The organism is Arachnia propionica (assembly GCF_003859805.1).
GTDB lineage: Bacteria > Actinomycetota > Actinomycetes > Propionibacteriales > Propionibacteriaceae > Arachnia > Arachnia propionica_C.
Window position 1 is genome coordinate 1 of sequence record NZ_RQZG01000022.1, and the last position, 23700, is coordinate 23700.

At 69.3% G+C, this 23700-nt stretch carries 17 protein-coding genes; 7 read left to right on the forward strand and 10 right to left on the reverse strand.

Annotation, left to right across the window (positions count from 1 at the left end; all coding sequences use genetic code 11):
• Window positions 1–274 precede the first annotated feature (274 nt).
• Entirely contained in the window at window positions 275–1171 is an 897-nt protein-coding gene (locus tag EII34_RS14440; protein ID WP_124845881.1) for an alpha/beta hydrolase, read from the forward strand.
• Between the two features lie 9 nt (window positions 1172–1180).
• On the opposite strand, the gene EII34_RS14445 is transcribed toward EII34_RS14440, so the two are convergent.
• The 4 genes from EII34_RS14445 to EII34_RS14460 all read right to left on the reverse strand — a co-directional run bounded on the left by EII34_RS14445 (window position 1181) and on the right by EII34_RS14460 (window position 5895).
• Window positions 1181–2428 (reverse strand): ATP-binding protein, encoded by a 1248-nt coding sequence (locus EII34_RS14445; protein WP_124845882.1) that lies wholly within the window; start codon window positions 2426–2428, stop codon window positions 1181–1183.
• 105 nt (window positions 2429–2533) lie between these two features.
• Complete coding sequence (locus EII34_RS14450) at window positions 2534–3880, reverse strand: hypothetical protein (protein WP_124845883.1); 1347 nt, start codon at window positions 3878–3880, stop codon at window positions 2534–2536.
• A 55-nt stretch (window positions 3881–3935) separates the two neighbouring features.
• Entirely contained in the window at window positions 3936–4379 is a 444-nt protein-coding gene (locus tag EII34_RS14455) for a hypothetical protein (protein ID WP_124845884.1), read from the reverse strand.
• 79 nt (window positions 4380–4458) lie between these two features.
• Window positions 4459–5895, reverse strand: a complete 1437-nt coding sequence (locus tag EII34_RS14460; RefSeq protein WP_124845885.1) for a CCA tRNA nucleotidyltransferase — start codon at window positions 5893–5895, stop codon at window positions 4459–4461.
• Window positions 5896–6196: 301 nt separating this feature from the next.
• On the opposite strand from EII34_RS14460, the gene EII34_RS14465 reads away from it, so the two are divergent.
• Window positions 6197–7282: a M23 family metallopeptidase gene (locus tag EII34_RS14465; RefSeq protein WP_185711365.1), complete on the forward strand. Its 1086-nt coding sequence runs from the start codon at window positions 6197–6199 to the stop codon at window positions 7280–7282.
• A gap of 252 nt (window positions 7283–7534) precedes the next feature.
• Here the strand turns inward: EII34_RS14465 and EII34_RS14470 are convergent, their stop codons facing one another.
• A complete protein-coding gene (locus tag EII34_RS14470; RefSeq protein ID WP_124845887.1) occupies window positions 7535–8191 on the reverse strand; it encodes a hypothetical protein in 657 nt (218 codons plus the stop codon).
• A 162-nt stretch (window positions 8192–8353) separates the two neighbouring features.
• Here EII34_RS14470 and EII34_RS14475 point away from each other — a divergent pair, with 162 nt between their 5' ends.
• The 5 genes from EII34_RS14475 (at window position 8354) to EII34_RS14495 (ending at window position 13592) form a co-directional block, all read left to right on the forward strand.
• The gene (locus EII34_RS14475) at window positions 8354–8974 is read left to right on the forward strand and encodes a barstar family protein (RefSeq protein WP_260425179.1); all 621 of its coding nucleotides are present in this window, start codon (window positions 8354–8356) and stop codon (window positions 8972–8974) included.
• 82 nt (window positions 8975–9056) lie between these two features.
• A complete protein-coding gene (locus tag EII34_RS14480; RefSeq protein ID WP_124845889.1) occupies window positions 9057–10325 on the forward strand; it encodes an ATP-binding protein in 1269 nt (422 codons plus the stop codon).
• 179 nt (window positions 10326–10504) lie between these two features.
• A complete protein-coding gene (locus EII34_RS14485) occupies window positions 10505–10867 on the forward strand; it encodes a hypothetical protein (protein ID WP_124845890.1) in 363 nt (120 codons plus the stop codon).
• Window positions 10868–10896: 29 nt separating this feature from the next.
• Window positions 10897–12486, forward strand: a complete 1590-nt coding sequence (locus EII34_RS14490; protein ID WP_124845891.1) for a xylulokinase — start codon at window positions 10897–10899, stop codon at window positions 12484–12486.
• Between the two features lie 185 nt (window positions 12487–12671).
• Complete coding sequence (locus tag EII34_RS14495; protein WP_124845892.1) at window positions 12672–13592, forward strand: SGNH/GDSL hydrolase family protein; 921 nt, start codon at window positions 12672–12674, stop codon at window positions 13590–13592.
• 46 nt (window positions 13593–13638) lie between these two features.
• Here EII34_RS14495 and EII34_RS14500 read toward each other — a convergent pair whose 3' ends face one another.
• From EII34_RS14500 to EII34_RS14520, 5 genes are all read right to left on the reverse strand, one after another.
• Complete coding sequence (locus EII34_RS14500; RefSeq protein ID WP_124845893.1) at window positions 13639–14553, reverse strand: ATP-grasp domain-containing protein; 915 nt, start codon at window positions 14551–14553, stop codon at window positions 13639–13641.
• Window positions 14554–14821: 268 nt separating this feature from the next.
• Window positions 14822–18463 carry an Ig-like domain-containing protein gene (locus EII34_RS14505; protein WP_124845894.1) on the reverse strand — a complete coding sequence of 1214 codons (3642 nt, stop codon included), beginning with the start codon at window positions 18461–18463 and terminating at the stop codon, window positions 14822–14824.
• Window positions 18464–18684: 221 nt separating this feature from the next.
• Window positions 18685–21330, reverse strand: a complete 2646-nt coding sequence (locus tag EII34_RS14510; protein WP_260425180.1) for an FGGY-family carbohydrate kinase — start codon at window positions 21328–21330, stop codon at window positions 18685–18687.
• Window positions 21331–21332: 2 nt separating this feature from the next.
• The gene (gene rhaI, locus EII34_RS14515) at window positions 21333–22496 is read right to left on the reverse strand and encodes an L-rhamnose isomerase (protein WP_124845896.1); all 1164 of its coding nucleotides are present in this window, start codon (window positions 22494–22496) and stop codon (window positions 21333–21335) included.
• A gap of 58 nt (window positions 22497–22554) precedes the next feature.
• Window positions 22555–23589 carry a LacI family DNA-binding transcriptional regulator gene (locus EII34_RS14520; protein ID WP_260425176.1) on the reverse strand — a complete coding sequence of 345 codons (1035 nt, stop codon included), beginning with the start codon at window positions 23587–23589 and terminating at the stop codon, window positions 22555–22557.
• Between the last annotated feature and the right edge of the window lie 111 nt (window positions 23590–23700).

Consider the following 23700-nt stretch of genomic DNA (forward strand, 5'->3'; position numbering starts at 1 on the left):
GGTGGAGCCGGGGGCGGCCTGGAGGATGGGGGAGCAGAACAGGTGCGTGATGCCCAGCTCCCTCAGGTAGGGCAGCTGGACGACGGCGTCGCTGAACGTGAAGTCGGCAGTCAGCTGCAGCCGGTACGTCGAGTTCGGGGTGTTCCTGGGTGCATCCACGTTTCCACTTCATGCCCGTGCCTTGACCGGCACGCCGGTGCCTGAGGAAAAGCCCTTCCCAACCGCGATATGGGCGGTTCGGCTGTGGTGGCGGCGCGGCCGGTAGGGTCTCGTCATGGACAGCAACCCGTACGTCGCCTTCCTGCCGCCTGCGCGACGGGAGGTCGCGGGGAGCGGGCCGGAGGAGGACTGGTGGTCCTGGCAGGGGCACCGGGTGCATCTCGCTCGGGCCCGTCGAGAGGGGGCGCCGAGGGTGCTCCTCATCCACGGCGCCGGTGGGCACAGCGGGGCCCTGTGGCCGCTCGCCGCGTTGCTGGCGGATCAGGGCCTCGACGTCGCCGCCGTCGACCTGCCGCTCTACGGACGGACCGTCAGCCCCCATCCGAAGCGGGTGCGATACGACCACTGGATCCGGCTGGTCGGTGACCTCGTCGAGGCCGAGCACGACGGCCGACCCCTGGTCCTGCTCGGTGCCAGCATCGGGGGCATGGTGGCGCTGGAGGTCGCAGCTCACCGTCCCGAGGTGTCCGCCGTTGCCGCGACCTGCCTCGTCGACCCGCGGGACGTCCGGGTTCGCGCCCGGCTCACCCGTTTCGGGCCGCTCGGGGTCCTGGGCGGGCCGTTGTCCTGGCTGGCCCGGGGCAGACTCGCCACGACGACGATCCCGATGAGTTGGGTCGCCAACCTCGGCCGGATGAGCCGCGACCCCGGGTTGACGAGGCTCTGCACCGTCGATCCCCGGGGAGGAGGGGCCCGGGTCCCGCTCGGTTTCCTCGCCTCCTACCTGCGGTACCGGCACGTCGGGCCGGAGCGGGCGGACGTCCCCGTCGTGCTGCTCCATCCGGGGCAGGATCGGTGGACGCCGGTCGAGTTGAGCATGCGAGTGGTGCGGCGGCTGAAGGCCCCGAGCTCGGTGGTGATGCTCCGCGGCTGCGGCCACTTCCCGGTCGAGGAGCCGGGGCTGGGGGACTTCGTCGACGCGACGGTCCGCCTCGCGGGCGGATTCGCCTGAACGATGTCCTCAGGTCAGCTCCCACAGGGCGGCGACGGGTAGCGCGACGCAGGTGCGACTGAACTGGAAACCACCGGGCGCGGTGTTGAGGACGACGCCGCGGCGGAACCGAGCCCCCAGCAGTTCCTCCAGTTTGAGCAGGTTGCGGAAGTGATCGGGACGGTGGGACGCCGACGCCTTCACCTCGACGGCGATGACGCTGCCGTCGGCGAGCTCGATCACGATGTCCACCTCGAGGCCGTTGCGGTCGCGGAAGTGGCTGAGGGTGAACTCGGTCTCGCTCCAGCCCTGCTGTTTCAGTAGTTCGGAGACCACGAAGGCCTCGAGGTGATGTCCGAAGACCTCCGATCTGAGGGAGGCGAGTTGGCTGGGTGGGGTTTCCGCCAGCCGGAGGGCCAGCGCGGGATCGCTGATGCTGATCTTGGGTCTCCCGATCTCCCGCGTGGTGAGGTTGGCGGTCCAGGGCTTCAGCTTCTCGGTGAGAAAGATGGCCTCCAGCGCGTCGAGGTATCCGGTGATCGTGCCCTGGGGGATGGAAGCCTGCTCGGCGAGGCGGGCCTTGACCAGCTCCTCGCCTTGGGCGGCGGCGAGCAGCCGGGTCAGAGTGGCCAGACGCTCCTTTGCCGACCCCCGTGAGACGAGAGGCGCATCCCTGTCGAGGATGCGCTCCAGGTAGGAGCTGAGCCAAGCCTGGGTCATACGCGTGTTGAGCCGACGCTGCATCTCCGGGAATCCGCCGGTGGACAGCGCTTGGATGTAGTCGAGGCGTGTGAGTTCCGTGGTGATGGATGCCGGCGCGGATGACTCGAGGAGAGCGGTGACGAAGTCATCGTGCTGGTGGTGGATCTCACCCTGGCTGAGGCCACGGAGCCTCAGGGTGACGGCCCGGCCCGCCAAGGAATCGGTGGCGGATCGGGTGCGGAGGAGGTTGGCGGAGCCGGTGAGCAGGAATCGGCCGGGACGACGATCCCGGTCAACCAGTTTCTTGATGGCCCTGGGGAGTTCGGGGTCCAGTTGTGCCTCGTCGATGACAAGCGTGCCGTCGCCTGCTTGGGTCAGAAAGGTGTCGGGGTCATGACGCAACGCGGCCAGGGTGGCCGTGTCGTCGAGGGTGACCTGAATGCCCGGGCCTTTTTCGACGAGGAGGTTGGCCAGGGTGCTCTTGCCCACCTGACGAGCACCCTGGATCACGACGACGGGGAAGTTCGCCAGCAGTTCCCGCCCGTGTCCGAGGATGTGTCGAGGGATGATCTCCATGCCCCGAGTCTACGATGACGGTAGTTTCGCTGGACAGAAATGGTAGTTTCGCTGGACAAAAACGGTAGTTTCGCTGAGCGGAAATGGTGGTTTCGCTGGTCGTGGTCAGCGGTACATGGCGACGGAGACGTTGCTGGCGAGGTCCTGGCGGGGCTCCCATGAGAAGGCCACCACCAGGCCATGGTGGCTGCGCAGGAAGCCCTGGATCTCCCAGGGTTCACCGGCAGGCATGGCGAGTTCGATGCGCTCGCCGACGGGTGAGCCGTCCGATCCCCACACCTGGAAACGTCTTCCGTGTCTCGCGACGTCGAACCACAGCCCGACGCCGAGGGGTCCGAAGGTGCTGTCCTCGTACGGGGTGGTGACGATGCCTGTCTCGCCCGTCCAGGAGTCGAGGACGTGGTAGGTCGGCCTTGTGGATCCGTCCGGCACCTCCTGGTCCACCTGGGATCTCAGCATGGCGGTGTCGGGAGCGCGCCAGAAGTGCTCGTCACCATATGGCTGGACCTCGCCGGTGATGGGGATGCGCTGCAGGGTGTCGACGTTCAACCACGCGTTGGTGTGCGTCGAGTCCTCATGGGTGAGGAGCCAGCCCCGCATGAGGAGACCCCCGAACGCGAGATAGCCGATGGCGTCGAGCCGGTGGGTCGCTGACAGGTCCTCATCGGAGAGGATGTCGACTGTGTTGTCGATGCACATGGGGCAGGCCCACCCCCGTTCCTGCAAGGTTTCCGATCCGCCGTCGGGAACCCCATCATCACTACGAAGAGCGACGACGTGGCTGGAGCCCTGGGGCCCTTCGAGGAGGAAGAGCTTCTCGGGAAGCTGCCACCGCTCGGTGCCCGTGATGAGGTCGTATCCGTGGGACTCGATCACCATCACGTGGTCGGTCATCGAGATGTAAGGGATGTCACGGTCGGAGCAGGACAGGTACGGGATGGCCCCCAAGCCCTCTGTACCGGCGTTGAATCGGGGGTTTCCGGTCACGGCATCGATGACGGTGAGCATCGGGAAGCCCTTCCCAGGAGGCCACTCCGACCGCTTCTCGGGCGGGTTGAGGCAGGTGACGACGATCACCGATCTGCCGTCGGGGGACACCATCACGCGTTCCGGAGCACCCGCCCGGAGCCGGAGCCTGGCGAGGTGACCCTCGTTGCGTTCGAAGCTCCACAGCCGCCGACCCGTGGCGCCGTCGAGTCCGATGACGGTGTCCTCGTCGGCCACGATGGGACCTCGGGCCCCGAGGTGGACCTCCACCGGGGCGGTGAGTTCGGGGGACCGGAACACCCACGAGGGTTCCTCGGTGAGGTGGGACGGGACGTGGACCGGGGACATCGGGGGCAGGGTGTCCGGGGCGGGTGAAGTGGTGATCCGCACCGGCGTCAGTGCTTCTCTGACGAGGTCGTGGGTCTGGGCGACGCCGTAGCCGACGATCATGACCCCGCACAGCACGGCCGCGACGACGCGTGGCGCGGCAGGTCGGTCAGGGATGGGTGCCCAGTCGCGTTCACGCAGAAGGGAGATGAGGGTGAGGACGAAGCAGGACGCCGTCAGGCAGCCGGTGGCGAGGGTGAGCCGGACGGGGGGCGGCGGGCGCGGTGAGGAGAACGGGGATGTCGGCGGTGAGCGGTGTCGTCCTGACCGTCGGGACCACCGAGACGAGATGGGGTATGGGCAGCGCCGTGGCGAGGAGCATGGTCGCTCGTCGCCCGGAGCCGGGGCGGTTTCCCCGCAGTTCGAGGAGGAGGAGCGTGGCTGCGGGGATCGCGGCGACGACGAACCACCGCCAAAACGTGGTCATGAGCTCCGGGGCGACCTGCCCCTGCGGTGACGTCAGGGACAGCGCGATCATGGCGATCGCCGAGATCCACAGCGCGGTGAGGACACCCCACAGCAGGGGGCGGACCCAACGCCAGGTGACAGTCAACTCGGGGACGTTCCGGATCGCCATGGCACAACTCTGCCGAGGTTCGTGCTGGTCAGGGAGGGAAACGGGGAGCCGATGTTCGGCGGGTGAGTCGTTCCTTTGGTCAGTTCTCGGTTTTCCACCAGCTCAGGAGCAGGGCCTTCGCCTCGTCCTCAGGGATCGGACCGTGCTCGGTGCGGTGCTCCAGCAGGAACTTGTACGCCTTCCCCACCGTCGGGCCGGGGCCGATGCCCAGGACCTCCATGATCTGCGCGCCGTCGAGGTGGGGACGCAGCGCCTTCAGCTCCTCCTCGGCCGCCAGCTCGTCGATGCGCCACTCGAGTTCCTCGTAGGCGCGCCGGAGCCGGGTGGCCTTGTTGCGGTTGCGGGTGGTGCAGTCCGCGCGGGTCAGGATGTGCAGGCGCTCCAGCTCGTCACCCGCGTCGCGGACGTAGCGGCGCACGGCCGAGTCGGTCCAGGAGCCGTCGCCGTAGCCGTGGAACCGCAGGTGCAGCTCGATCAGTTTCGTCACCGACTTCACCGTCGCGCTCGAGTACTTCAACTCCTTCAGGCGTTTCTTCGCCAGCTTCGCACCGACGATGTCGTGGTGGTGGAAGGTGACCTTGCCGCCCTCGAAGCGACGGGTCGCGGGCTTGCCGATGTCGTGCAGCAGTGCCGTCAACCGGTTGACCAGATCCGGTTCGTGACCCCGAGCCCTCTCCAACTCGATGGCCTGCTCCAGCACCGTCAACGAGTGCTCGTAGACGTCCTTGTGGCGCATGTGCTCGTCGCGCTCCAACCGCAGTGCGGGCAGCTCCGGCAGGATGAAGTCCGCGATCCCGGTGCGCACCAGCAGGTCCAGGCCCTCCCGGGGCGAGTCGGTGAGCAGCAGCCCCGTCAACTCCGCCTGGATGCGCTCGGCCGAGACGATGCGGATCCGCTCCGCCATCTGCGTCATCGCCGTCACCACGTCCTTGGCGACGCTGAACCCCAGCCGGGAGGCGAACCGGGCGGCCCGCATCATCCGCAGCGGATCGTCGCTGAAGCTGACCTCGGGGGCGGCGGGGGTCCGCAGCACGCCGTCGGCCAGGTCGTCGAGCCCGCCCCACGGGTCGACGAACCTGCCCTGGATGACGTCGACGGCCATCGCGTTGACGGTGAAGTCGCGACGGACGAGGTCGTCGTCGATGTTGTCACCGAACGCGACGACGGGCTTGCGGGAGTCCGACTCGTAGGCGTCGGCGCGGAACGTGGTGACCTCGATCTGCCACTCGAGGTCGCCGTCGCGTTTCATGGCGCCGATGGTGCCGAACTCCTTGCCGATGTCCCAGGTGGTGGGGGTGACGTCGCGCAGGATGGCATGGGTGGTCTCGGGGCGGGCGGAGGTGGTGAAGTCCAGGTCGTGGCCCAGTCCTCCCAGCAGGGCGTCACGCACGGAGCCCCCGACGAGGTACAGCTGCTCCCCGGCAGCGCGGAAGTGACGACCGAGGTCGCTGACCACACCGGAGGTGCGGAGCAGCTCGGCGACGGCGTTCTGCTGGGCTCGGGTCAGATCAGGCACGGGCGAAGTCTACGGGCTGGGCAGCGAGGAACGTGGTGCGAGGGGTTCGTGGTTTCCCTGTGACCTCGAACCCCCCGCGACACCAAGAATAACACTAGGGAAACGTTGGGTAAATAGTTCGGGGTGATGTGCGCTGCAGACGTGCGGAGCGTTGCCGATGGAAGCGCTGCCACTCGCAACGCTCCGCACGTCTGCAGCGCCGACCCTCAAGCTCCCCTTGAAGGCACTGGCCCCGGAGGCCCTGCCTGTGTTTTCATGGACCTGCCGACCTTTCGGCCAACACAGAAATGGGGAGGGTGTGTTGAAACAGCTCCGGCCGCTCGTCGCGGCCGTCTCAGCCGTGCTGTTCGTCGCGGGGACGATGAGCATCTCACTGTGGGGCAGCGAGCCTGACCTCCACGCGATCCCGGAGGTCACCGAGCACTCCGATGCGGTGCACGACGTCGAGACGCCCGCGATGGGCAGCGGCGACGGCGCCCTGCTACTGGTTTCCGTCCCGACGACCCCCGTCGTCGACCAGCTGCCCACCGCCGACACCGAGGCCGAGGCCCCCGGCGAGGACACCACGGTCCTCAACGTGCCCTCGGCGATCCCCACCGAGACGCTCGACCTCGTGGACGTCGACGGCGGGAAACTGCTGGCCCAACCGGTCAGGGGCCGGTTCACCTCCCGGTTCGGGATGCGGTTCCACCCGGTCCTGCGGGTCTGGAAACCCCACACGGGACTGGACTTCGCCGCACCCTGCGGCGCCCCCGTCGGGGCCTCCGCCCCCGGCACCGTGATCGGCACCGGCTGGGCGGGAGGCAACGGGGTCCAGGTCAAGATCGACCACGGGCGGATCGCCGGGCACCACGTCGTCACCACCTACAACCACCTCTCGAGCGTCGCGGTCACGGTGGGGCAGCGGGTCACCACCCACCAGGGCGTGGGCCGGGTCGGCAACACCGGCTACTCCACCGGGTGCCACCTGCACTTCGAGGTGATCGTCGACGGGACGTTCCAGAACCCCGAGGCCTGGCTGAACGGGGTGCCCGCCGTGGACGCCTCCTTCGCCGCCACCCCCAGCACCCTGCCGACGCCTGCCAGCACCGCGCCGAAGGGGTCCTCGACGACCCCGGCCCCGGTGACCTCGACGAAACCCGCACCGCCCGGCCCGGCACCGTCGACGTCCGCACCCCGCACCTCGTCGCAGAGCGGCTCCGCGTCCCCGAGCGCCCCGGCGACGAGCCGCACGCCGTCGCCCTCACCGTCGGTCAGCGAGTCGGCGACCAAGCCGAGCGCCGAACCGAGCACCGGCCCCGGCGACTCGGCCAGGCCGTCACAGGGCAGGGAAACCGGTGACGCGACCCCGTCGGGCCACGGGACCAACGGAACCACCTCCCGCTGACCGAGCCGAGGGTGTGCAGGAATCGCCGTGTTGGTTGCGTGACATGGCTGGGCGGCGGCACCTCGGGCAAGCAGAACGGCGATTCGTGCCCGGGGGGGCGCATCACGGTGGTCCGCAGTGCAGCAGTCATCCCGGCGATTCGTGACCGCGGAGGGAGGTCGGCTCGATCGGCGGAACAGGGAGATCTCCTGCGCGCGGTGGCCGGTCAGAGACGAGCACGCGTGGCGACCTGCCCGCGTGTCGAACGACCGCTCAGTCGAACCGGTCCGTCCACTCGTGGGCCCGTTCCACGATGGCGATGAGTTCGTCCGGGGTCATCCGGGCCTGCAGCCATTCCAGCAGCGTCCCCTGGGGCTCGATCTCCTGGAAGAACTCCTCGTGGTCGGTGCCCCACACCGTCGGGTTGGACGGGTCGGGGTCGGACAGGCAGACGTAGAGGTGGTCGGGGAAGCCGTAGCTGTGGGCGATCTGCACGAAGTCCGGGCGCTCGTCGCCGGTGCTCTCGACGATGGGTGCGAGGGAGTCCTCGTCGACGAGGTCCTCGAACCAGTCCTCGTACCACTCCTCGTGGTCGTCGGTGCCCTCCCGGAACGGGGTGAACAGCCGTCCCAGCCAGAAGTCCTGGCCGTGGGCCTCCTCCGTGGGCCGGTAGAAGTGGGCGATCATCTCCTGCAGCACGGCGTCCCGGTCGGTCTCCAGCCGTTCCTCCCGGGCGTCGAGGAAGGCGCCGAGGCCGGGGATCGGCTCGGTCTGCTCCGCGCTCGCCCACGGGGTGTCCACCGGGGCCTCGTGGAGCACGGTCTCGAAGGTGATGGCCTGCAGGTCGGCGGCCAGGGACTCGCCCGTGACACGGGAGGTGTCGCCACCGAGTGCCCGGATGCGGGCCAGCACCTCGTCGCTGAGACTCATGGCTTTCCTTTCTTCTGACGAGGGCCTTCATCCTATCGACCAGCGGCATGGCCCCAGCCGTCCCTCGGGGCAGGACTGCGGTTGGCGCTCGGTGGTGGCCTCCGCCAGCCGTCGGACAGGGCTGCTTCCTCCACGTGATGAGTTCGCTAGATTGTGCCCGTGATGTCCCGCATCGACGAGCTGCGCTCCGCCCTGCACGATGCCGGGTGGGATGTCGTCGACGACGGGGAGGGCGGCGCGTGGGTGGTGCGGCACCACTTCCTGCCGGTCCCACCGCTCACGCTGCACCTCGACGTCCTGGACTGGATGGGACGTGAACTCGACGACGAGCAGGCCTACGGCTGTCGGGTGGAGGAGGTGCCGGAGTTCAGCCTGTACCTGTCCCGGAACCGGGTCACGCGACGCGAGGCCATCGCCGAGTTCGTCCAGCAGCTCACCGAGCACGCCCATCGGACCCATCGCGGGCCGGTTGCCCCCACGACGGCCCCCGCCGAGTACGTGCTCGCCCTCCGCAACGTCCGAAGCTCGGGGGAGCTCCTCCGGCTGTTCGCCAAGACCTTCCGGTTCCCCGATCACTTCGGCGGCACCTGGGCGGCCCTCGACGACTGCATGCGTGACCTCGCGTGGCTGCAGGAGGGCCACATCATTGTCCGGCTGCGCGGGATGGACGCCCTGGCCGAGCGCGAACCGGCCCTCCACCGGGGGCTCGTCGACAGCGTCGAACTGTGGCAGGACCACTGGCAGGGCCGCGGCGAGGTGGTGCAGTTCGTCGTCGAGGGCTGAGCAGGGTCGTGGTTGCACCATCTGTATCGCCAACTCTGCTCCATCTGTATCGTTTGGCGCGTCCAAAATGTATCATTTGGCTATGCGGTATCTGATCAGAAGCGTCGATACAGTGCTCGACGAGTACCTCGCAGGACTCGCGGCGGTTGCGCTGGAGGGCCCCAAGGGCGTGGGGAAAACCGTCACCGCGGCCAGACGGGCCCGCACGGTGTGGAGCCTGGACGACCCGGCCCACGAGGCCATCATCGCGGCCCGGCCAGGCCAGGCCCTCGAGGACCCGCCCGTCCTCATCGACGAGTGGCAGCTGGTCCCCAGCGTGTGGGACGCGGTGCGGCGGGCGGTGGACGGTGACGCCGCCCCGGGGTCCTTCCTCCTCACCGGCAGCGCCACCGCCCCACAGCAGGCACGTATCCACTCCGGCGCGGGCCGGATCGTCTCCCTGCGGATGAGGCCGATGGCCCTGCAGGAACGCGGCACCACAGCCCCCACCGTCATGCTGCGCGATCTCCTGGTCGGGGATCGGGCCGCGCTCGCAGGTGCAACGAACACCTCGCTGGCGTTCTACGCGGAGGAGATCGCGCGCTCCGGGTTTCCCGGCATCGCGGGGCTTCCTGAACAGCTGCGACGGGTCCAGCTCGACAGCTACCTGCAGCGGGTCATGAGCAAGGAGGTCGAGGAGACCGGCGAGGGCCGACTGCGACGCCCCGCCTCGCTGGCGGCGTGGCTGCGCTCCTTCGCCGCCGCGGAGGCGACCACCACGTCCTGGGAGAAGATCCGGGCCGGTGCCGCGCCGGGCGAAGGAGCCGCGCCGTCGCGAAGCACCACCATCCGCTACCGGGACTGGCTGACGAGCCTCTGGTTGCTCGACCCGGTGGAGCCTTGGCTGCCGCTCGGGATCAACCTCGGAGCCCTGGCCACGAGCCCGCGGCACCACCTGGCCGATCCGGCGCTCTCGCTGAGGCTGCTCGGCGGCTCGGCGGGCTCGCTGCTGAGAGGGCGGGACAGCCAGGTCCACGTCGGTACCGCCCCCCTGTTCGGCAGGCTGTTCGAGGCCCTGGCCACGCTCAGCGTGCGTGTTTCGGCCCAGCAGTGCGGGGCAGAGGTGGCGCACCTGCGGACCAAACGCGGTGACCGGGAGATCGACCTCATCGTCACAGGACCCGACGGCGAGATCGTCGCCGTGGAGGTGAAGCTCACCGGGGCGGTCGGGGATGACGACGTGAGACATCTCACCTGGCTCCAGTCCAAACTGGGCACCGCACTCACCGACGCGATCATCGTGACCACCGGCCAGCACGCATACCGCCGCCCGGACGGGATCGGGGTGGTCCCGCTGGCCCTGCTCGGGTGAGCAGGGCGCACCCTTGACAAGGTGTTCCGCCCCGCCGTCGCGCGTTTTCTCACCGACGCCCCGCCTGATGAGGTGCTTCGGCTCGCCGAGGTCGGACTGACCCGCGACGCTTACCGCCGCGGCACCCCCAGCTGCAGACCGTCGTCGATGCGCGCGGCCTGGGGTGGCGGGTGCTCAGCATGGAGCGGGGAGTGGAGCGGAAGCTGCTCAGCGTCAAGGGATGCCTGTTCGCACTCATCCCGGAGGCGGTCCTTCTGTTCGTGCCCCGGATCGCGCGACACCAGGGCGACCAGACGATCATCGTCGCGGCGCGGAGCACTGAGGCGGGCACCGAGGTGCTGCACCGGGAGTACGCCATCGGGTCGAACCCCCTGGCCGATCACTCCGCCAAAGCCCTGTGGCGCATCCAGGACACACTCCACCGCGTCGGGTACCGGGTCACTCCGCCCGAGCACATCCGACGGCGTGACGTCCCCGCCGACTGGCCCGTCGAGACGGCCACCCTGATCCCACTCCGCAAGGAGGCCCGTCGTCACCGGTAGGCTGTGCGGCGTCGCCCGAAGGAGTGTCCATGACCAACCAGCCCGATCCCGCCACCACCATCACCGAGGGCAGGGCCGTCCTCGGCATCGAGTTCGGGTCCACCCGGATCAAGGCGGTCCTGGTCGGTGACGACCACCAGCCCATCGCCACCGGCTCCCACGACTGGGAGAACCGGTTCCAGGACCGCGTGTGGACCTACTCCCTCGACGACGCCGTCGCCGGGATGCAGGCCGCCCACGCCGCACTGGTGCGTGACGTGCGGGACCGCCACGGGGTCGAACTCACCCGGCTCGGGGCCGTCGGCATCTCCGGGATGATGCACGGCCACCTCGCCCTCGACGCCGACGACCGGCTGCTCACCCCGTTCCGCACCTGGCGCAACACCATGACCAAACCGGCCGCGTCGCAGCTCAGCGAGCTGTTCGGCTGCACCATCCCGCAGCGCTGGTCGATCGCGCACCTGTGGCAGGCCGTCCTCAACGATGAGCCCCACGTCGCAGAGGTGGCGCACATCACCACCCTGGCGGGGTGGATCCACTGGCGGCTCACCGGGCGACGCGTGGTGGGGGCCTGCGAGGCCTCCGGGATGTTCCCCGTCGACGGGGAGGTCGCGTGGCAGGGCGACGCGGTGGCGGCCTTCGACCGGCTCGCCGCTGAACGCGGTCTGCCCTGGCGCATCACGGACCTGCTGCCCCGGCCGCTGCCCGCCGGGGCCGAGGCGGGGACCCTCACGCAGGAGGGGGCGCTGCTGCTCGACCCGACCGGCACCCTCCGGGCCGGGGCTGTCGCCTGCCCGCCCGAGGGGGATGCCGGGACGGGCATGGTGGCGACGAACACCGTCGCGCCCCGCACCGGGAACGTCTCGGCTGGCACCTCGATCTTCGCGATGATCGTGCTGGACCAGCCGCCCGCGGTGGTGAGTGAGGCGATCGAGATGATCGCCACCCCGGCGGGGCATCCCGTGGCGATGGTGCACTGCAACAACGGGGCCTCGGAGGTCAACACGTGGGCCGGGATCTTCGCCCAGTTCGTGGAGCGGCTCGGTGTGGACGTGGACGCGGGGCAGGTGTTCGAGACCTTGTTCACGGCTTCCCTCGACGGCGCGGCCGACGCGGGGGGCCTCGTCGCCTTCAACTACCTCTCGGGTGAGCACCTGGTGGGTCTGGCGGAAGGGCGGCCGCTGGTGCTGCGCACCCCGGACAGCGAGCTCAGCCTGGCCAATTTCATGCGCGCGCAGCTGTACTCGGTGTTCGCGACGCTCAGGGTGGGGCTCGACGTGCTGGTGGACGAGGGCGGGGTGCACATCGACTCGTTGTTCGCCCACGGCGGGATCTTCAGGACCCCCGGTGTGGCGCAGCGTCATCTCGCGGCCGCGACGAAGGTGCCGGTCACCGTCGGGGAGACTGCCGCGGAGGGCGGGGCGTGGGGGATCGCGTTGCTGGCGGCCTTCATGCGGCAGGAGGGGGTGTCGCTGACGGACTTCCTGGCGGGGGTCTTCGCCGATGCGGTGATGAGCGTCGTCGAACCCGATGCGGCCGAGATCGCAGGGTTCGAGACCTACCATCGCAGGCAGCTGGCGGCCCTGCCGGTGGAGCGGGCCGCCGTGGATCACAGCTGACCGGTGGCAGGAGGTCGGCACCGGACACCTCCGCCAGCAGAATTGGGGGTTATGGGGTCTCCGAGGACTCCGGACCCGGCTCGGCCAGCGGTGGACAGGTGTGGTGAGGTTCACCCGGCCCGGGGCTCGCAGCAGGACTCGGACAGGCCCTAGGATGCGTCCTGCAAGGCCAGGTCGAGGAGGAGATGATGGCACCGTCGCGCAACCGGATCACCTGCTGGGGTGACAGCCTCACCGAGGGCGGCTCGAAGGACGGCATCTTCCCGCTGCACCAGGCATGGCCCGCACAGCTGGAGCAGGCCCTCGGCGGGGCCGTGCAGGTGGTCAACCGGGGTCGTTGCGGTGAGACCGCCGACGGTGTGGGCATCCGGTGCGGGTCGGTGCAGATCTGGGCGCGCCCCGTCGACGGGGTGATCCCGGCCTCCGGAGAGGTCGCCCTGGTCTGCGCGCAGCTCTTCGACGCCGAGGAGCGACGCTTCGACGGCTCACTGGCGGGAGTCGCCGGGACCCTGGTGCGTCGAGACGGCCGCTGGTGGTTTGAACGGGCCGAGGCGGGAGAGCCCGCCCGGGTGGGGGTCGCGGTGCCCTTCGTCTCCGGGCTCGGGGACTCCCGCGGGGATGTGCTGATCCACTCGGTGGGCACCAACAACCACTGGGCCAACGGGCGGACCGTCTGCGCCAGCCGCGCCAGCCACGTGATCGCCGCGCACCAGCGGTTCCTCACCTGGGCCGGGCACGACCGGGTGCTGTTCATCGGGCTGAGCCCCGCCACCACCAACCAGCCCGGCGACGTGCTGTGGCAGATCGCGGAACGTCTCAACACCTGGCTGGCCGCCACCCATCCGGGCCAGTTCTTCGACTTCCGCACCTGGCTGCGCGAGGAGGCCCTCGAGGCCGCCGGGATCACGCCCACCGATGAGGACCTGCAGGCCCGCGCACAGCTGCGCACCCCGCCGTCGGTGATGGATCGTGGCGACGACGTCCACTTCAACACCGCGGTCCACGCCGCCCTGGGCCGTCGCCTGGCGGCGGAGCTGGTGGCCCGGGGATGGACCGACGGCGAGGTCGAGGGGGCGGGGAGGCCGTTCCCGACGATCGAGCCGTGACCGTCGTCGCCGGGGGCGTGGAACGTCCTTCCCCGGTCCGGCCCGATCAGTTCCCAGCGTGAAGTGTGACGTGCACGGCCTCCACGAACCGCGCCAGGGCCGCTGGTGAGTGACGGATGAACAGCGCCGGTTCGAACAGTTCGGCCTCGAGCAGCATCGGTGGTTCACCACCGGATGGTGTGATGACATCGACCCTCGCGTAGAGCGGGACCTCGGCGTCCTGCCCCCACCGGTTCTCCATCGAGACCAGACGTATCGCCTCCATCGTCGCCCGGCCCAGGGCGATCTCGTCGGACGTGGCCTCCGCCGAGGAGATGCGTTCGGTGTACCTCCCCCCGAGGTAGCCGCCACCGACGGCCAGGATCGCCCCTTTCCGGATGGCGTGGGAGAACTGGCCGTTGAAGAAGAGCAGCCCGCGCTCGGCGTCGTGCTGGACTGACTCCACGGCCGGCTGGACGAGCACGACCCGTCCGGAGTCCAGGATCCTCCGGCAGAGTTCACGCCCCCGACGGTCGGAGCCCGTGAACAGCCCTGTGTCCCGTGACCCCACGGAGATGTTGGGTTTGATGACGCAGTGGTCGGCAGGGAGGTCGTCGAGCGCGGCAACGCAGTCATCGTAGGTGTGGCAGAAGACCGTCGGTGTCGTGGTGACCCCGTGGGCGGACAGCTCGGTGAGATACCGCTTGTCCATGTTCCAGAGGATCAGTGGTGGGGGATTGATGATCCGGGTCAGGGACTGGACCCGGTCGAGCCAGGCCAGGAACTCCTGCCTGCGCTCCGGGTAGTCCCACGGTGAGCGGAAGATCAAGGCGTCATACGAGCCCCAGTCGTGCTCCTCGTGCCAGATCACCGGTGAGCAGTCGAGCCCGCTCCTGCGCAGGGCGTCGTTGATCATCCCGATCTCCGTGTCGTCGTCGTTCCTGAGGAAGTCCGCATCCGTGGTCACCAGTCCTGTTCTCATGCCACGGTCCCCTCCAGGCGCTGAGGGAACCGAGGACGGAACCGGGGGTCGGGGTCCGAGATGGGCATCGTTGCTCCGTCGGTTGAGGTCATGCGGCCAATGTAACAGCCGGGACCGACGAGAACCGTCGGGTTCGTCGTCCCCGTTGCCGAGGAGGTGTGACACCCGCCGGGACACCGCGCGTCGCCGAGGGTCTCGAGACGACGAACCGGGGCCCCACCGCCATCAGACGGTGGGGCCCCGGTCAGCTGTCAGTCAGCCCGACGGCTCAGTTGCCGGTCTTCGGCATGCCCGGCTTCCCGCACACGGGGTTGGTGCCCGTGTAGGTGTAGGTGGCGCTGCCGTTCTGGTTCAGGGTCCAGCCCTTGCCCAGCTCACCGATCTTCTTGCCGGCCTCCGGGACCACGGTGACGGTGACCGTCACCTTGTTGCCGACAACCGTCATCATCGGGGTGCCGTAGACCAGGCCCGGGACCTTCGGCAGCTGGACCCGCGGCGGGGTCGGGGTCTTGGAGCCCGGCTTGCAGACCCCCGGGGTGATCTTCGGATCCACCGGCTTCACCGGCTCGACCGGGGCCGGGGGAGCGGGCACCTCACACGCCGGCTGCTCCACCGTGGTGGTGTAGGTGGCGGTGCCGTCGGCGTTGAGTTTCCAGCCCTCGGCGAGCTTGTCACCGTCGATGGCGTAGGCCTCGTCCTTGACGGTGGCGATCACCTTCACGGTCACCTTGCGACCCTCGACGGTGAACTCCGGCTTGCCGTAGGTGATGCCCTCGGTGGTCGGGAGCTCGACGCTCGGGTCGGTCGGGGTGGTCGAGCCCGGGGTGCAGACCCCCGGGGTGACGGCCGGTGCGACCGGGACCACCGTGGTCGCCTCACAGGCGGGGTGATCGAGGATCTTGGTGTAGACCGCCGAGTTGTTGGCCGGGTCCTTCACCCAGCCCTCGGGCAGGGCGTCGACCAGCTGCTTGCCGTCCTCAGGGGTGGCGGTCACCGTGATGATGGCCTTGCCGCCATGGGTGGTGATCTGCGGCTTGCCGTAGGTGATGCCCTCGGTGGTGGCGACCTCGACGGTCGGTTCGCTGCGCTCCAGCGAACCCGGGGTGCAGACCCCCGGGGTGACGGTCGGGTCCACCGGGGTCACCGTGGGCAGCTCGCACACCGGCTGCTCCACCACGATGGTGTAGGTGGCGGTGCCGTCGGGGTTGAGCTTCCAGCCCTCGGTGAGCTTGTCACCGTCGATGGCGTAGGCCTGGTTGGCGGTGGCGGTCACGGTGACGGTGACGTTGCGGCCGTCCTTGGCGAACTGCGGGTCGCCGTAGGTGATGCCCTCGGTCGGGGTGATCGCGACGCTCGGGTCGGCCGGGGTGGTCGATCCCGGGGTGCAGGCACCCGGCTGCACCTTCGGCGAGACCGGGATCACCTTGGTCGCCTCACAGGCGGGGTGGTCGATCTCCTTGGTGTAGGTCGCCGAGGTGCCGTCGGGGTTCTTCACCCAGCCCTCGGGCAGGGTGGCGATCAGCTGCTTGTCGCCGACCGGGGTGGCGGTCACCGTGATGGTGGCCTTGCCGCCCTGGACGGTGATCTTCGGCTCGCCGTAGGTGATGCCCTCGGTGGTCGCGACCTCGACGGTCGGGTTGGCCCGCTCCAGCGACCCCGGGGTGCAGACCCCCGGGGTGATGGTCGGGGCGACCGGGGTCACCGGGGTGCACTCCGGCTGCTCCACCGTGGTGGTGTAGGTGGCGGTGCCGTCGTTGTTGTAGACCCAGCCCTGGGGCAGGTTGCCGCCGTCGATGATGTAGCCGTCCTCGCGTTCGGCGACCACGGTGACGGTGACGTTGCGGCCCTCCTTGGCGAACTGCGGGTCACGGTAGGTGATGCCCTCGGTGGCCGGGAGATCGACGACCGGGTCGGTCGGGACGGTGGCACCGTCGCGGCAGACACCCGCGGTCACCTTCGGGACGGCCGGGACGACGGTCTTGACGCAGACGTTCTTGGGAACCCGCTTGGTGAACTCCGCGATCCCCTTCTCGTTGTTCCAGGTCCAGCCGTCGGTCAGGTTGGCCCGGTCGATCTCGTAGCCGGGCTTGGCGGTGGCGGTGGCGGTGAAGACCACCTCGTTGTTGTCGATGGCCCACGAGGCGGAGTAGGTGATGCCCTCGGTGGTGGCGGCGGTGATGGTCGGGTCACTCGGCTCGACCTCCCCTGGCCTACAGGTGCCGACCTCGAAGGTCGGGTCGACCGGGATCACCGTGGTCGCCGGGCAGGCGGGGTGGTCGATGGTCTTGGTGAAGGTCGCGGAGGTGCCGTCGGGGTTCTTCACCCAGCCTGCGGGCAGCGGGTCGACCAGCTGCTTGCCGTTCTCGGGGGTGGCGGTCACCGTGATGGTGGCCTGGTTGCCCTGGACGGTGACCTGCGGGGCACCGTAGGTGATGCCCTCGGTGTTCGCGACCTGGACGGTCGGGTTGGCCCGCTCCAGCGAGCCCGGGGTGCAGACCCCCTCCGTGATGGTCGGGTCGACCGGGGTCACCTGTTCCAGCGCCGGGGGTGGCTCCACCGGGTTGGTCAGGGTCACCTCCAGTGTCTTGGTGCCCTGGGCGGTGACGGTGGCGCTGGCCGAGGCCGCTCCGCCGTCGGCGACTCCCTCACCGGAGAACACCGGGTCACCGAAGGTGTTGCCGGCAACAGTGGGGAGGCCCTCGGTGAAGGTCACCACGGTGCCGTTGACGATGTTGCGCAGCACCTGGGGGGTGCCGTCGGCCTTCAGCGGCAGTGTGCCGGTGACCTGCTGACCCGCACGCTGGAAGGAGAACTCCACGGGGAAGACGGTGTCAGCGGGCACGCTGTGGTTGCCGGTCAGCTTCTTCACCAGCTGGATGTGGCCGACGGCGTCGCCGTCGCCGGTGCCGCCTCCGGCGGCCTCCTTCGTGGCGTCACCCTTGATGGCCTGACCGTTGATGATGGCGACGTTCTCGAACTGGCTGCCGGGGACCACGGTACCGTCAACCTTGAGGTCGATGTGGAGGGTGTAGAGCTTGTCCTCCTGGATCTGGAAGGGGGCACCCACCGTGACGTTGATCGTGTCCTTGGTGTCGTCGAAGGCGACGTTCACGCCATCGGTGGCTGCGCCCTCCTTGCTCCACAGCTCGGTGCGACATTCACCATCGTAGAGGTTGTTCCAACACTTCGGGGTGTTCGGGATCTTGTAGAACCAGGCCCCCTCGATGGTGAAGTTGGTGCCAGGCATGGCGTAGGTGTCGTTGATGGTCAGCTGGCTCCTGTCGGCCAGGGCCTTGCCCGGGACGATGACACGCCAGGTGAGCGTGTCGTCGTCGATGAAGTAGCCCAGCTTGTCGAGCTCCTGCGGGGTGTACGGGTCGTAGCCGATGCCCTCGGCGCCATTCGGCAGCGGCACCTCCTTGGGGGTGTTGCCGTTCACCGTGAAGGTGAGGTTGGAGTTGTTGTACTCCTGGTGGGCGCGGGAGGTGAACCAGAGCTTGCCGCGCACGTTGCTCTTGTTCTCGGCCTCGGCCGACAGGGTGCACAGGATCTGGGTCTTCTGGATCTCGCAGGTGCCGTAGACCGGAGCGTCCTGGCCCTCCGGGGTCAGGTTGAAGCTCCCGACCTTGCCCTCCAGGGCGTTGACCGGCAGGCCGAGGCTGAAGGTGTCCCCGTCGTGGCCGGTGCCGTCCGGGATGGACCAGCTGGCCTCGATGCGGACGGTGTCGTTGACGAGGATCGCCTGGCCGGGACGCGTTTCGTTGGTGATGCTGATGGTGTCAGCGTTGATGGCGTTCACCTCGGCCGCGTGGGCGGGTGTGGCCTGCAGGTTGCCACCTGCGGCGATCACCGCGGCGAGGAGGGCGAACAGCACCTTCCTGCCTCTGGTGAGAACTTTGGGTTTTTTCATCGTACCCCCGAGCTCGAATGGACAGTTGTCTGAGGGCAACATATCGCTTTGAAAGTCAACACGTCTAGCCGATGGGCTGACAGACTGCAAGAGGCTCGCCGAGGTGGGTCCGAAGCGGCACCGAACGTCAATTGCTGAAAGTTGGTAGAGCCGAAAGGTTGACAGAGCAAGGCGCAGCAGAAGTCGCTTTGACAAGGACCTCTGCTGCGCCCCGGGCCTGTTCAGTGGTTGGCGACCTGCTGGCGGTAGGCCTCGGCCTCCCAGGTCTCGATGAAAGTACGTTCACTTTCGTCGAGGGTCCGAATTCCGCCGAGAATCGTTGCGGCACGTGCCACTGTCAGGGCGTCGATGTAGACCTCCAGCGCGGTCTTCGCCTGCTTCTTCGACGACCCGACCGCAGCGATCCCGGCTCCCGGGATCACCGCGATCCTCGGGGTCTGGGCGTGGGTCTCCTCGTGACGACGCACCGCCTCGGCCACGTCGTCGCCGTCGTGGAGCACCAAGGCGAACGACCCGGCGTAGACGATCTGGTCCGGGATGAGCGGCCCCTGCGTGATGAATCGGGCCCCCGCCTCGGTGAGCGGGAAGTCCGAGGCGATCGACGAGCCGTCCACCGCGACGGCCCGGGCACCGACGGCGCGCGCGAACTCCTTGGCCAGACCCGTGATGCCCGAACGTCGGGAGATCGCACCCTGGATCACCTTCAACACCCGGTTGCAGTCGGCCGCCACCTCGGCCACGTCGTCACCGGAGACGATCATCCCGTGGTTCATCAGGAACGTGATCCGCGGTGGCCGCTGCCCGGTGGCCTCGACGTGCTCGCGCCGTCGCCTGGCGATCTCGCGGGCCAGTGGCAGCCCCGGGTCCACGTAGTCCACCCACAGCACCTCGTCCCCGAACAGCTCCCGGGTCAGCGCCGGGCCGTCGGTGTTGCAGGTGACGGCGTTGATGAGCAGCGGGTGCGTGTGCAGCACGTAGGCGTCCTCGATGAGGGCGTGGAACAGGATCTCCACCGACGGGCGGCGCGGCCCGTCGTCCAGCCGGGCCCGCGTGGCCAGCTGATGCACCGGATCCCCCAGCGACGGGTCCGGATCGGGGGCGTCCAGCGCGTCCACCAAGGTCCTCACGTCCAGTGGCACCAGGTCCTGGGCCACCAGGGTGGCCATCGAGACCCCGCTCGGCTTGATCCACAGCACCCCGTCCACCTTGACCGACGAGTTGCCGCCGCCCGCGCGGGTGAACGCCGGTTTCGCACCGAACTCGTTCGACAGCCCGACGAGGGCTGCCAGCTCCGCCTCCGGGTGGGGCAGCGGGGCGGGGGAGGGCTCGACCCCCGAGGGTTCCGACACCGGGACCGCCTCCGGTTCGGTGAGCGCCTCCGGTTCCGGGGCCGCTTCTGGCTGGATGAGTGTTTCCGGGGCCGTCTCCGGCTGGATGAGCGCCTCCGGTTCGGTGAGTGTCTCCGGCTCCGGGACCGACGGCTCGGTCGTCTCCGGGGTCGGGTACCAGGTGGTCACCTCGCTGGAGGACCGCACGACCTCACGCAGGTCCTCCAACGAACCGTTCAGCAGACCGACGGCCCGCGCCTGGACGAGCGCGTTGCCGATGGCGGTGGCCTCCATCGGGCCGGAGGTCACGGTGAGCCGGGTGCGGTCGGCCGCCAGCTGGCTCAGCAACTCGTTCGCGGACCCGCCACCGACGATGACCAGTCGCTCGGGGTGCTGCCCGGTCAGGGCCACCAGCTCGTCGATGGTGCGGGCGTAGGCCAGGGCCAGCGAGTCCAGCACCGAGCGGGTGAACACCGCCCGGTCCGCCAGACGCGGGTCGTCGCCCGCCAGGGCCCGGATCCGCTCCGGCATGTCGCCCGGCGCGATGAGCGACGGATCGGTGGCGTCGAAGACCGGGGCATCCGTCACCTCGCGGGCCTCGTCCACCAGGTCCTGGACGCGGCCCTCACCCCAGGCGCGGATCGACTCCGACAGCAGCCACATCCCGTTGATGTTCTTCAGGAACCGGACGCGGTCGTCCACCCCGCCCTCGTTGGTGAAGTTGGCGGCCCGTGCCCCGGGGGTGAGGATCGGGTCACGCAGCTCCTGCCCGAGCAGCGACCACGTCCCCGAGGACAGGAACACGTCCCCCTCGTCCTGCAGTGGTGCCCCGACGACGGCGGAGGCGGTGTCGTGGGTGCCGACCGCCACCAGTGGGATGCCGGTCGCCGGCCCCACGGCGATGGTGCCGACGATGCTGCCCGGCGGGACCACCTCGGGGAAGAGGTGCCGGGGCAGGCCGAGCCGGTCGATCAGCTCCCAGTCCCACTGCCGGGTGTGCGGGTCGAGCAGCCCCGTGGTGGAGGCGTTGGTGGCCTCCGCGACGAGCCGTCCGGTCAACAGGTAGCCGATGAGGTCGGGCAGCAGCAGCATCCGCTCCACGCCCTCCAGACGACCGTGGTCGAGGTCGTCGACCAGCTGGTTGACGGTGTTGAACGGCAGGTCCTGGATGCCGGTGCGGGAGTACAGCTCGGGCAGGTCGATGAGCTGCTGCACCCGTTCCCGACCCGCGTCACACCGCGGGTCACGGTAGTGGAAGGGGGCGGCGACGAGCCTGCCGCCCGCGACCAGACCGTAGTCCACGGCCCACGAGTCGATGCCGACGGCGCGCACCCCGTCGGGGGCCATCGCGACGGCCCAGGCGATGCCCTCCTGGATCTCCTCCAGCAGCCGGGCGATGTCCAACCGGAGTCCGTCCGGGCCCTGCTCGGGCGCGGTGTCGAAACGGTGCACCTCGGTCAGGTCGATGCCCTCGTCGAAACGGACCAGGATCACGCGCCCACTGGTGGCGCCGAGGTCGACGGCGATGACGGCAGCCATGCTCACGCCCCCCATCCGGCCTGGGTGCCACCGACCCGCTCGGCGGCGATCCGGGCCAGGTAACCACTGTCGGCGAAGGCGCGCATCGGGTCGGCGGGCAGCCCCCGCGAGGTGCGCCACTGCGCCAACGCGGGTCGCACATCGGTGTAGAAGGCGTCCATGAGGATGCTGTTCGCGCCCAGCACGTCACCCGCCTGCTGTGCGGCGGCCAGGGCGTCGGCATCGACGAGCAGCGCCCGCGCGGTCATCTCCTGCACGTTCAGCACGGAACGGATCTGGCCGGGGATCTTGTCCTCGATGTTGTGGCACTGGTCCAGCATGAACACCACCCCCGAGTCGGGCTCGAAGCCGCCGCCGCGTCGCACCTCCCACAGGATGCGGAACAACTGGAACGGGTCGGCGGCCCCGACGATGAGGTCGTCGTCGGCGTAGAACCGGGAGTTGAAGTCGAAGGAACCGAGCCGGCCCAGCCGCAGCAGCTGCGCCACGATGAACTCGATGTTGGTGCCCGGCGCGTGGTGGCCGGTGTCGAGGCAGACCACGCCGCGCTCACCCAGTGCGAGGACCTGGGTCAGGGCGGTGCCCCAGTCGGGGACGTCGGTGTGGTAGAACGACGGCTCGAAGAACTTGTACTCCAGCACGAGTCGCTGGTGGGGGCCGAGGTGGGAGTAGATCTCGGCCAAGGACTCGGCCAGCCAGTCCTGGCGACGGCGGATGTCCCCCTGGCCGGGGTAGTTGGTCCCATCGGCCAGCCACACCTTGAGATCACGACTGCCGGTGGCGTTCATCACCTCGATGCACTCGAGGTGGTGCTCGATCGCCCTGCGTCGGGTGCCCGGGTCGTGGTGGGCGAGGCTGCCGAAACGGTAGGCGTCGTCCTGGAAGGTGTTGGAGTTGATGGTGCCGATCCCGACTCCCTGCTCGGCTGCGTACTGCGTGAGTGCGGCCCAGTCGTCGACCTTGTCCCACGGGTAGTGCAGTGCCACCTTCGGGGCCAGTCCGGTGTACGCGTGGACCTGGGCGGCGTCGGCGATCTTCTCCTCGACGCCGCGGGGGGTGCCCGGGGTGGTGAACACGCGGAACCGGGTGCCGGAGTTCCCGTAGGCCCACGAGGGGACCTCGATCTCCTGGGCGGCGAGAACCGCGCTGGTGGTGTCGTCGAACATGGCGCCTCCTTGCGCTGGACAGGCGGGTTTTATCGTTTCAAGTTGGGGTTTCAGCAGATTACTGTCGGTGGTGGGGAGGGTCAAGGGTGGGTGTCGAGGAGGCCCGCGACACCAGCTGCGGCTGCAGCACGACACGCCGGTGCCGGTGGTCGTCACCGTCGCTGATCTCCTGCAGCAGCAACTCGGCGGCCTGGCGCCCGAGGTCCCGACGGGGCTGTGCCACCGATGACAACGGCACCGCCGCGGCGGCCGCGAAGTCGATGTCGTCGTAGCCGACCAGGGCGATGTCGGCCGGGACCCGCAGTCCGTGCGCGACGAACCCCTGCAGCATCCCGATGGCCAGCATGTCGTTGGCGCAGAACACCCCGGTGGGCCGGGACTCCTCGGGCAGGGCGATCAGGGCCTCGGCGGCGGCCCGCCCCGAGTCGAAGTCCAGGGCGGCGGTCGGCAGGTCGATCACCGTCGCAGTTGTCGCGGTCGCGGCCAGGAAACCCTCCCGACGGTTGGTCACCTGGGCCAGCTCGACCGGACCACCGACGAAGGCGAGCCGACGATGCCCGGAGGCGAGCAGGTGCTCCCCGGCCAGACGCCCACCGGCCACGTCGTCGACACCGATGCTGCAGCAGCCGTCGCCGTCGGCGCGATCCACCAGCACCGTCGGGACCCCGGCGGCCCCCAGGGCAGCGACCTCCGGCGGCAAGGGCCCGATGGGCCCGAGGATCACCCCGGACAGGCGCTGCCCGAGGAAGGAACGCAGCAGCTCGGCCTCACGGGAGGGACGGTTGTCGGCATCCCCGATGGTCGCGGCGTACCCCGCCTCCTCCAGCCGCGCCTGGGCACCGCGCAGCACATCCGCGAAGAACGGGTTGGCGACATCCATCACGGCCAACCCGATGGTCAGGGAACGGCCCACACGCAGGGCCCTGGCCTGCGGGTTGGGCACCCAGCCCAGCTCCGCGATGGCCGCCTCGACGCGTTCCCTGGTGGCCGGCTGCACCCGCTGCGGATTGTTGATGACGTTCGAGACGGTGCCGACCGACACCGAGGCGCGATCCGCCACATCCCGCATGCTGAGGCGTGACTGGCTCCTCACCGGCTTCCTTCCTGTCCGAGCTGCGACCACTTTATCCCTTCGAGGGGATCAGGAGGGAGGTACCCGGGTCCTCGCTGTGCCGTGCTTTGCCTGCGCTAGGGATGAGTTGCC

Bases quoted from the DNA above. Each gene is read 5' to 3' on its own strand.
- EII34_RS14440 (WP_124845881.1), top strand. From the start codon at position 275: ATGGACAGCAACCCGTACGTCGCCTTCCTGCCGCCTGCGCGACGGGAG.
- EII34_RS14445 (WP_124845882.1), bottom strand. From the start codon at position 2,428: ATGGAGATCATCCCTCGACACATCCTCGGACACGGGCGGGAACTGCTG.
- EII34_RS14455 (WP_124845884.1), bottom strand. From the start codon at position 4,379: ATGGCGATCCGGAACGTCCCCGAGTTGACTGTCACCTGGCGTTGGGTC.
- EII34_RS14470 (WP_124845887.1), bottom strand. From the start codon at position 8,191: ATGAGTCTCAGCGACGAGGTGCTGGCCCGCATCCGGGCACTCGGTGGC.
- EII34_RS14475 (WP_260425179.1), top strand. From the start codon at position 8,354: ATGTCCCGCATCGACGAGCTGCGCTCCGCCCTGCACGATGCCGGGTGG.
- EII34_RS14480 (WP_124845889.1), top strand. From the start codon at position 9,057: ATGCGGTATCTGATCAGAAGCGTCGATACAGTGCTCGACGAGTACCTC.
- EII34_RS14485 (WP_124845890.1), top strand. From the start codon at position 10,505: ATGGAGCGGGGAGTGGAGCGGAAGCTGCTCAGCGTCAAGGGATGCCTG.
- EII34_RS14490 (WP_124845891.1), top strand. From the start codon at position 10,897: ATGACCAACCAGCCCGATCCCGCCACCACCATCACCGAGGGCAGGGCC.
- EII34_RS14495 (WP_124845892.1), top strand. From the start codon at position 12,672: ATGATGGCACCGTCGCGCAACCGGATCACCTGCTGGGGTGACAGCCTC.
- EII34_RS14500 (WP_124845893.1), bottom strand. From the start codon at position 14,553: ATGAGAACAGGACTGGTGACCACGGATGCGGACTTCCTCAGGAACGAC.
- EII34_RS14505 (WP_124845894.1), bottom strand. From the start codon at position 18,463: ATGAAAAAACCCAAAGTTCTCACCAGAGGCAGGAAGGTGCTGTTCGCC.
- EII34_RS14510 (WP_260425180.1), bottom strand. From the start codon at position 21,330: ATGGCTGCCGTCATCGCCGTCGACCTCGGCGCCACCAGTGGGCGCGTG.
- rhaI (WP_124845896.1), bottom strand. From the start codon at position 22,496: ATGTTCGACGACACCACCAGCGCGGTTCTCGCCGCCCAGGAGATCGAG.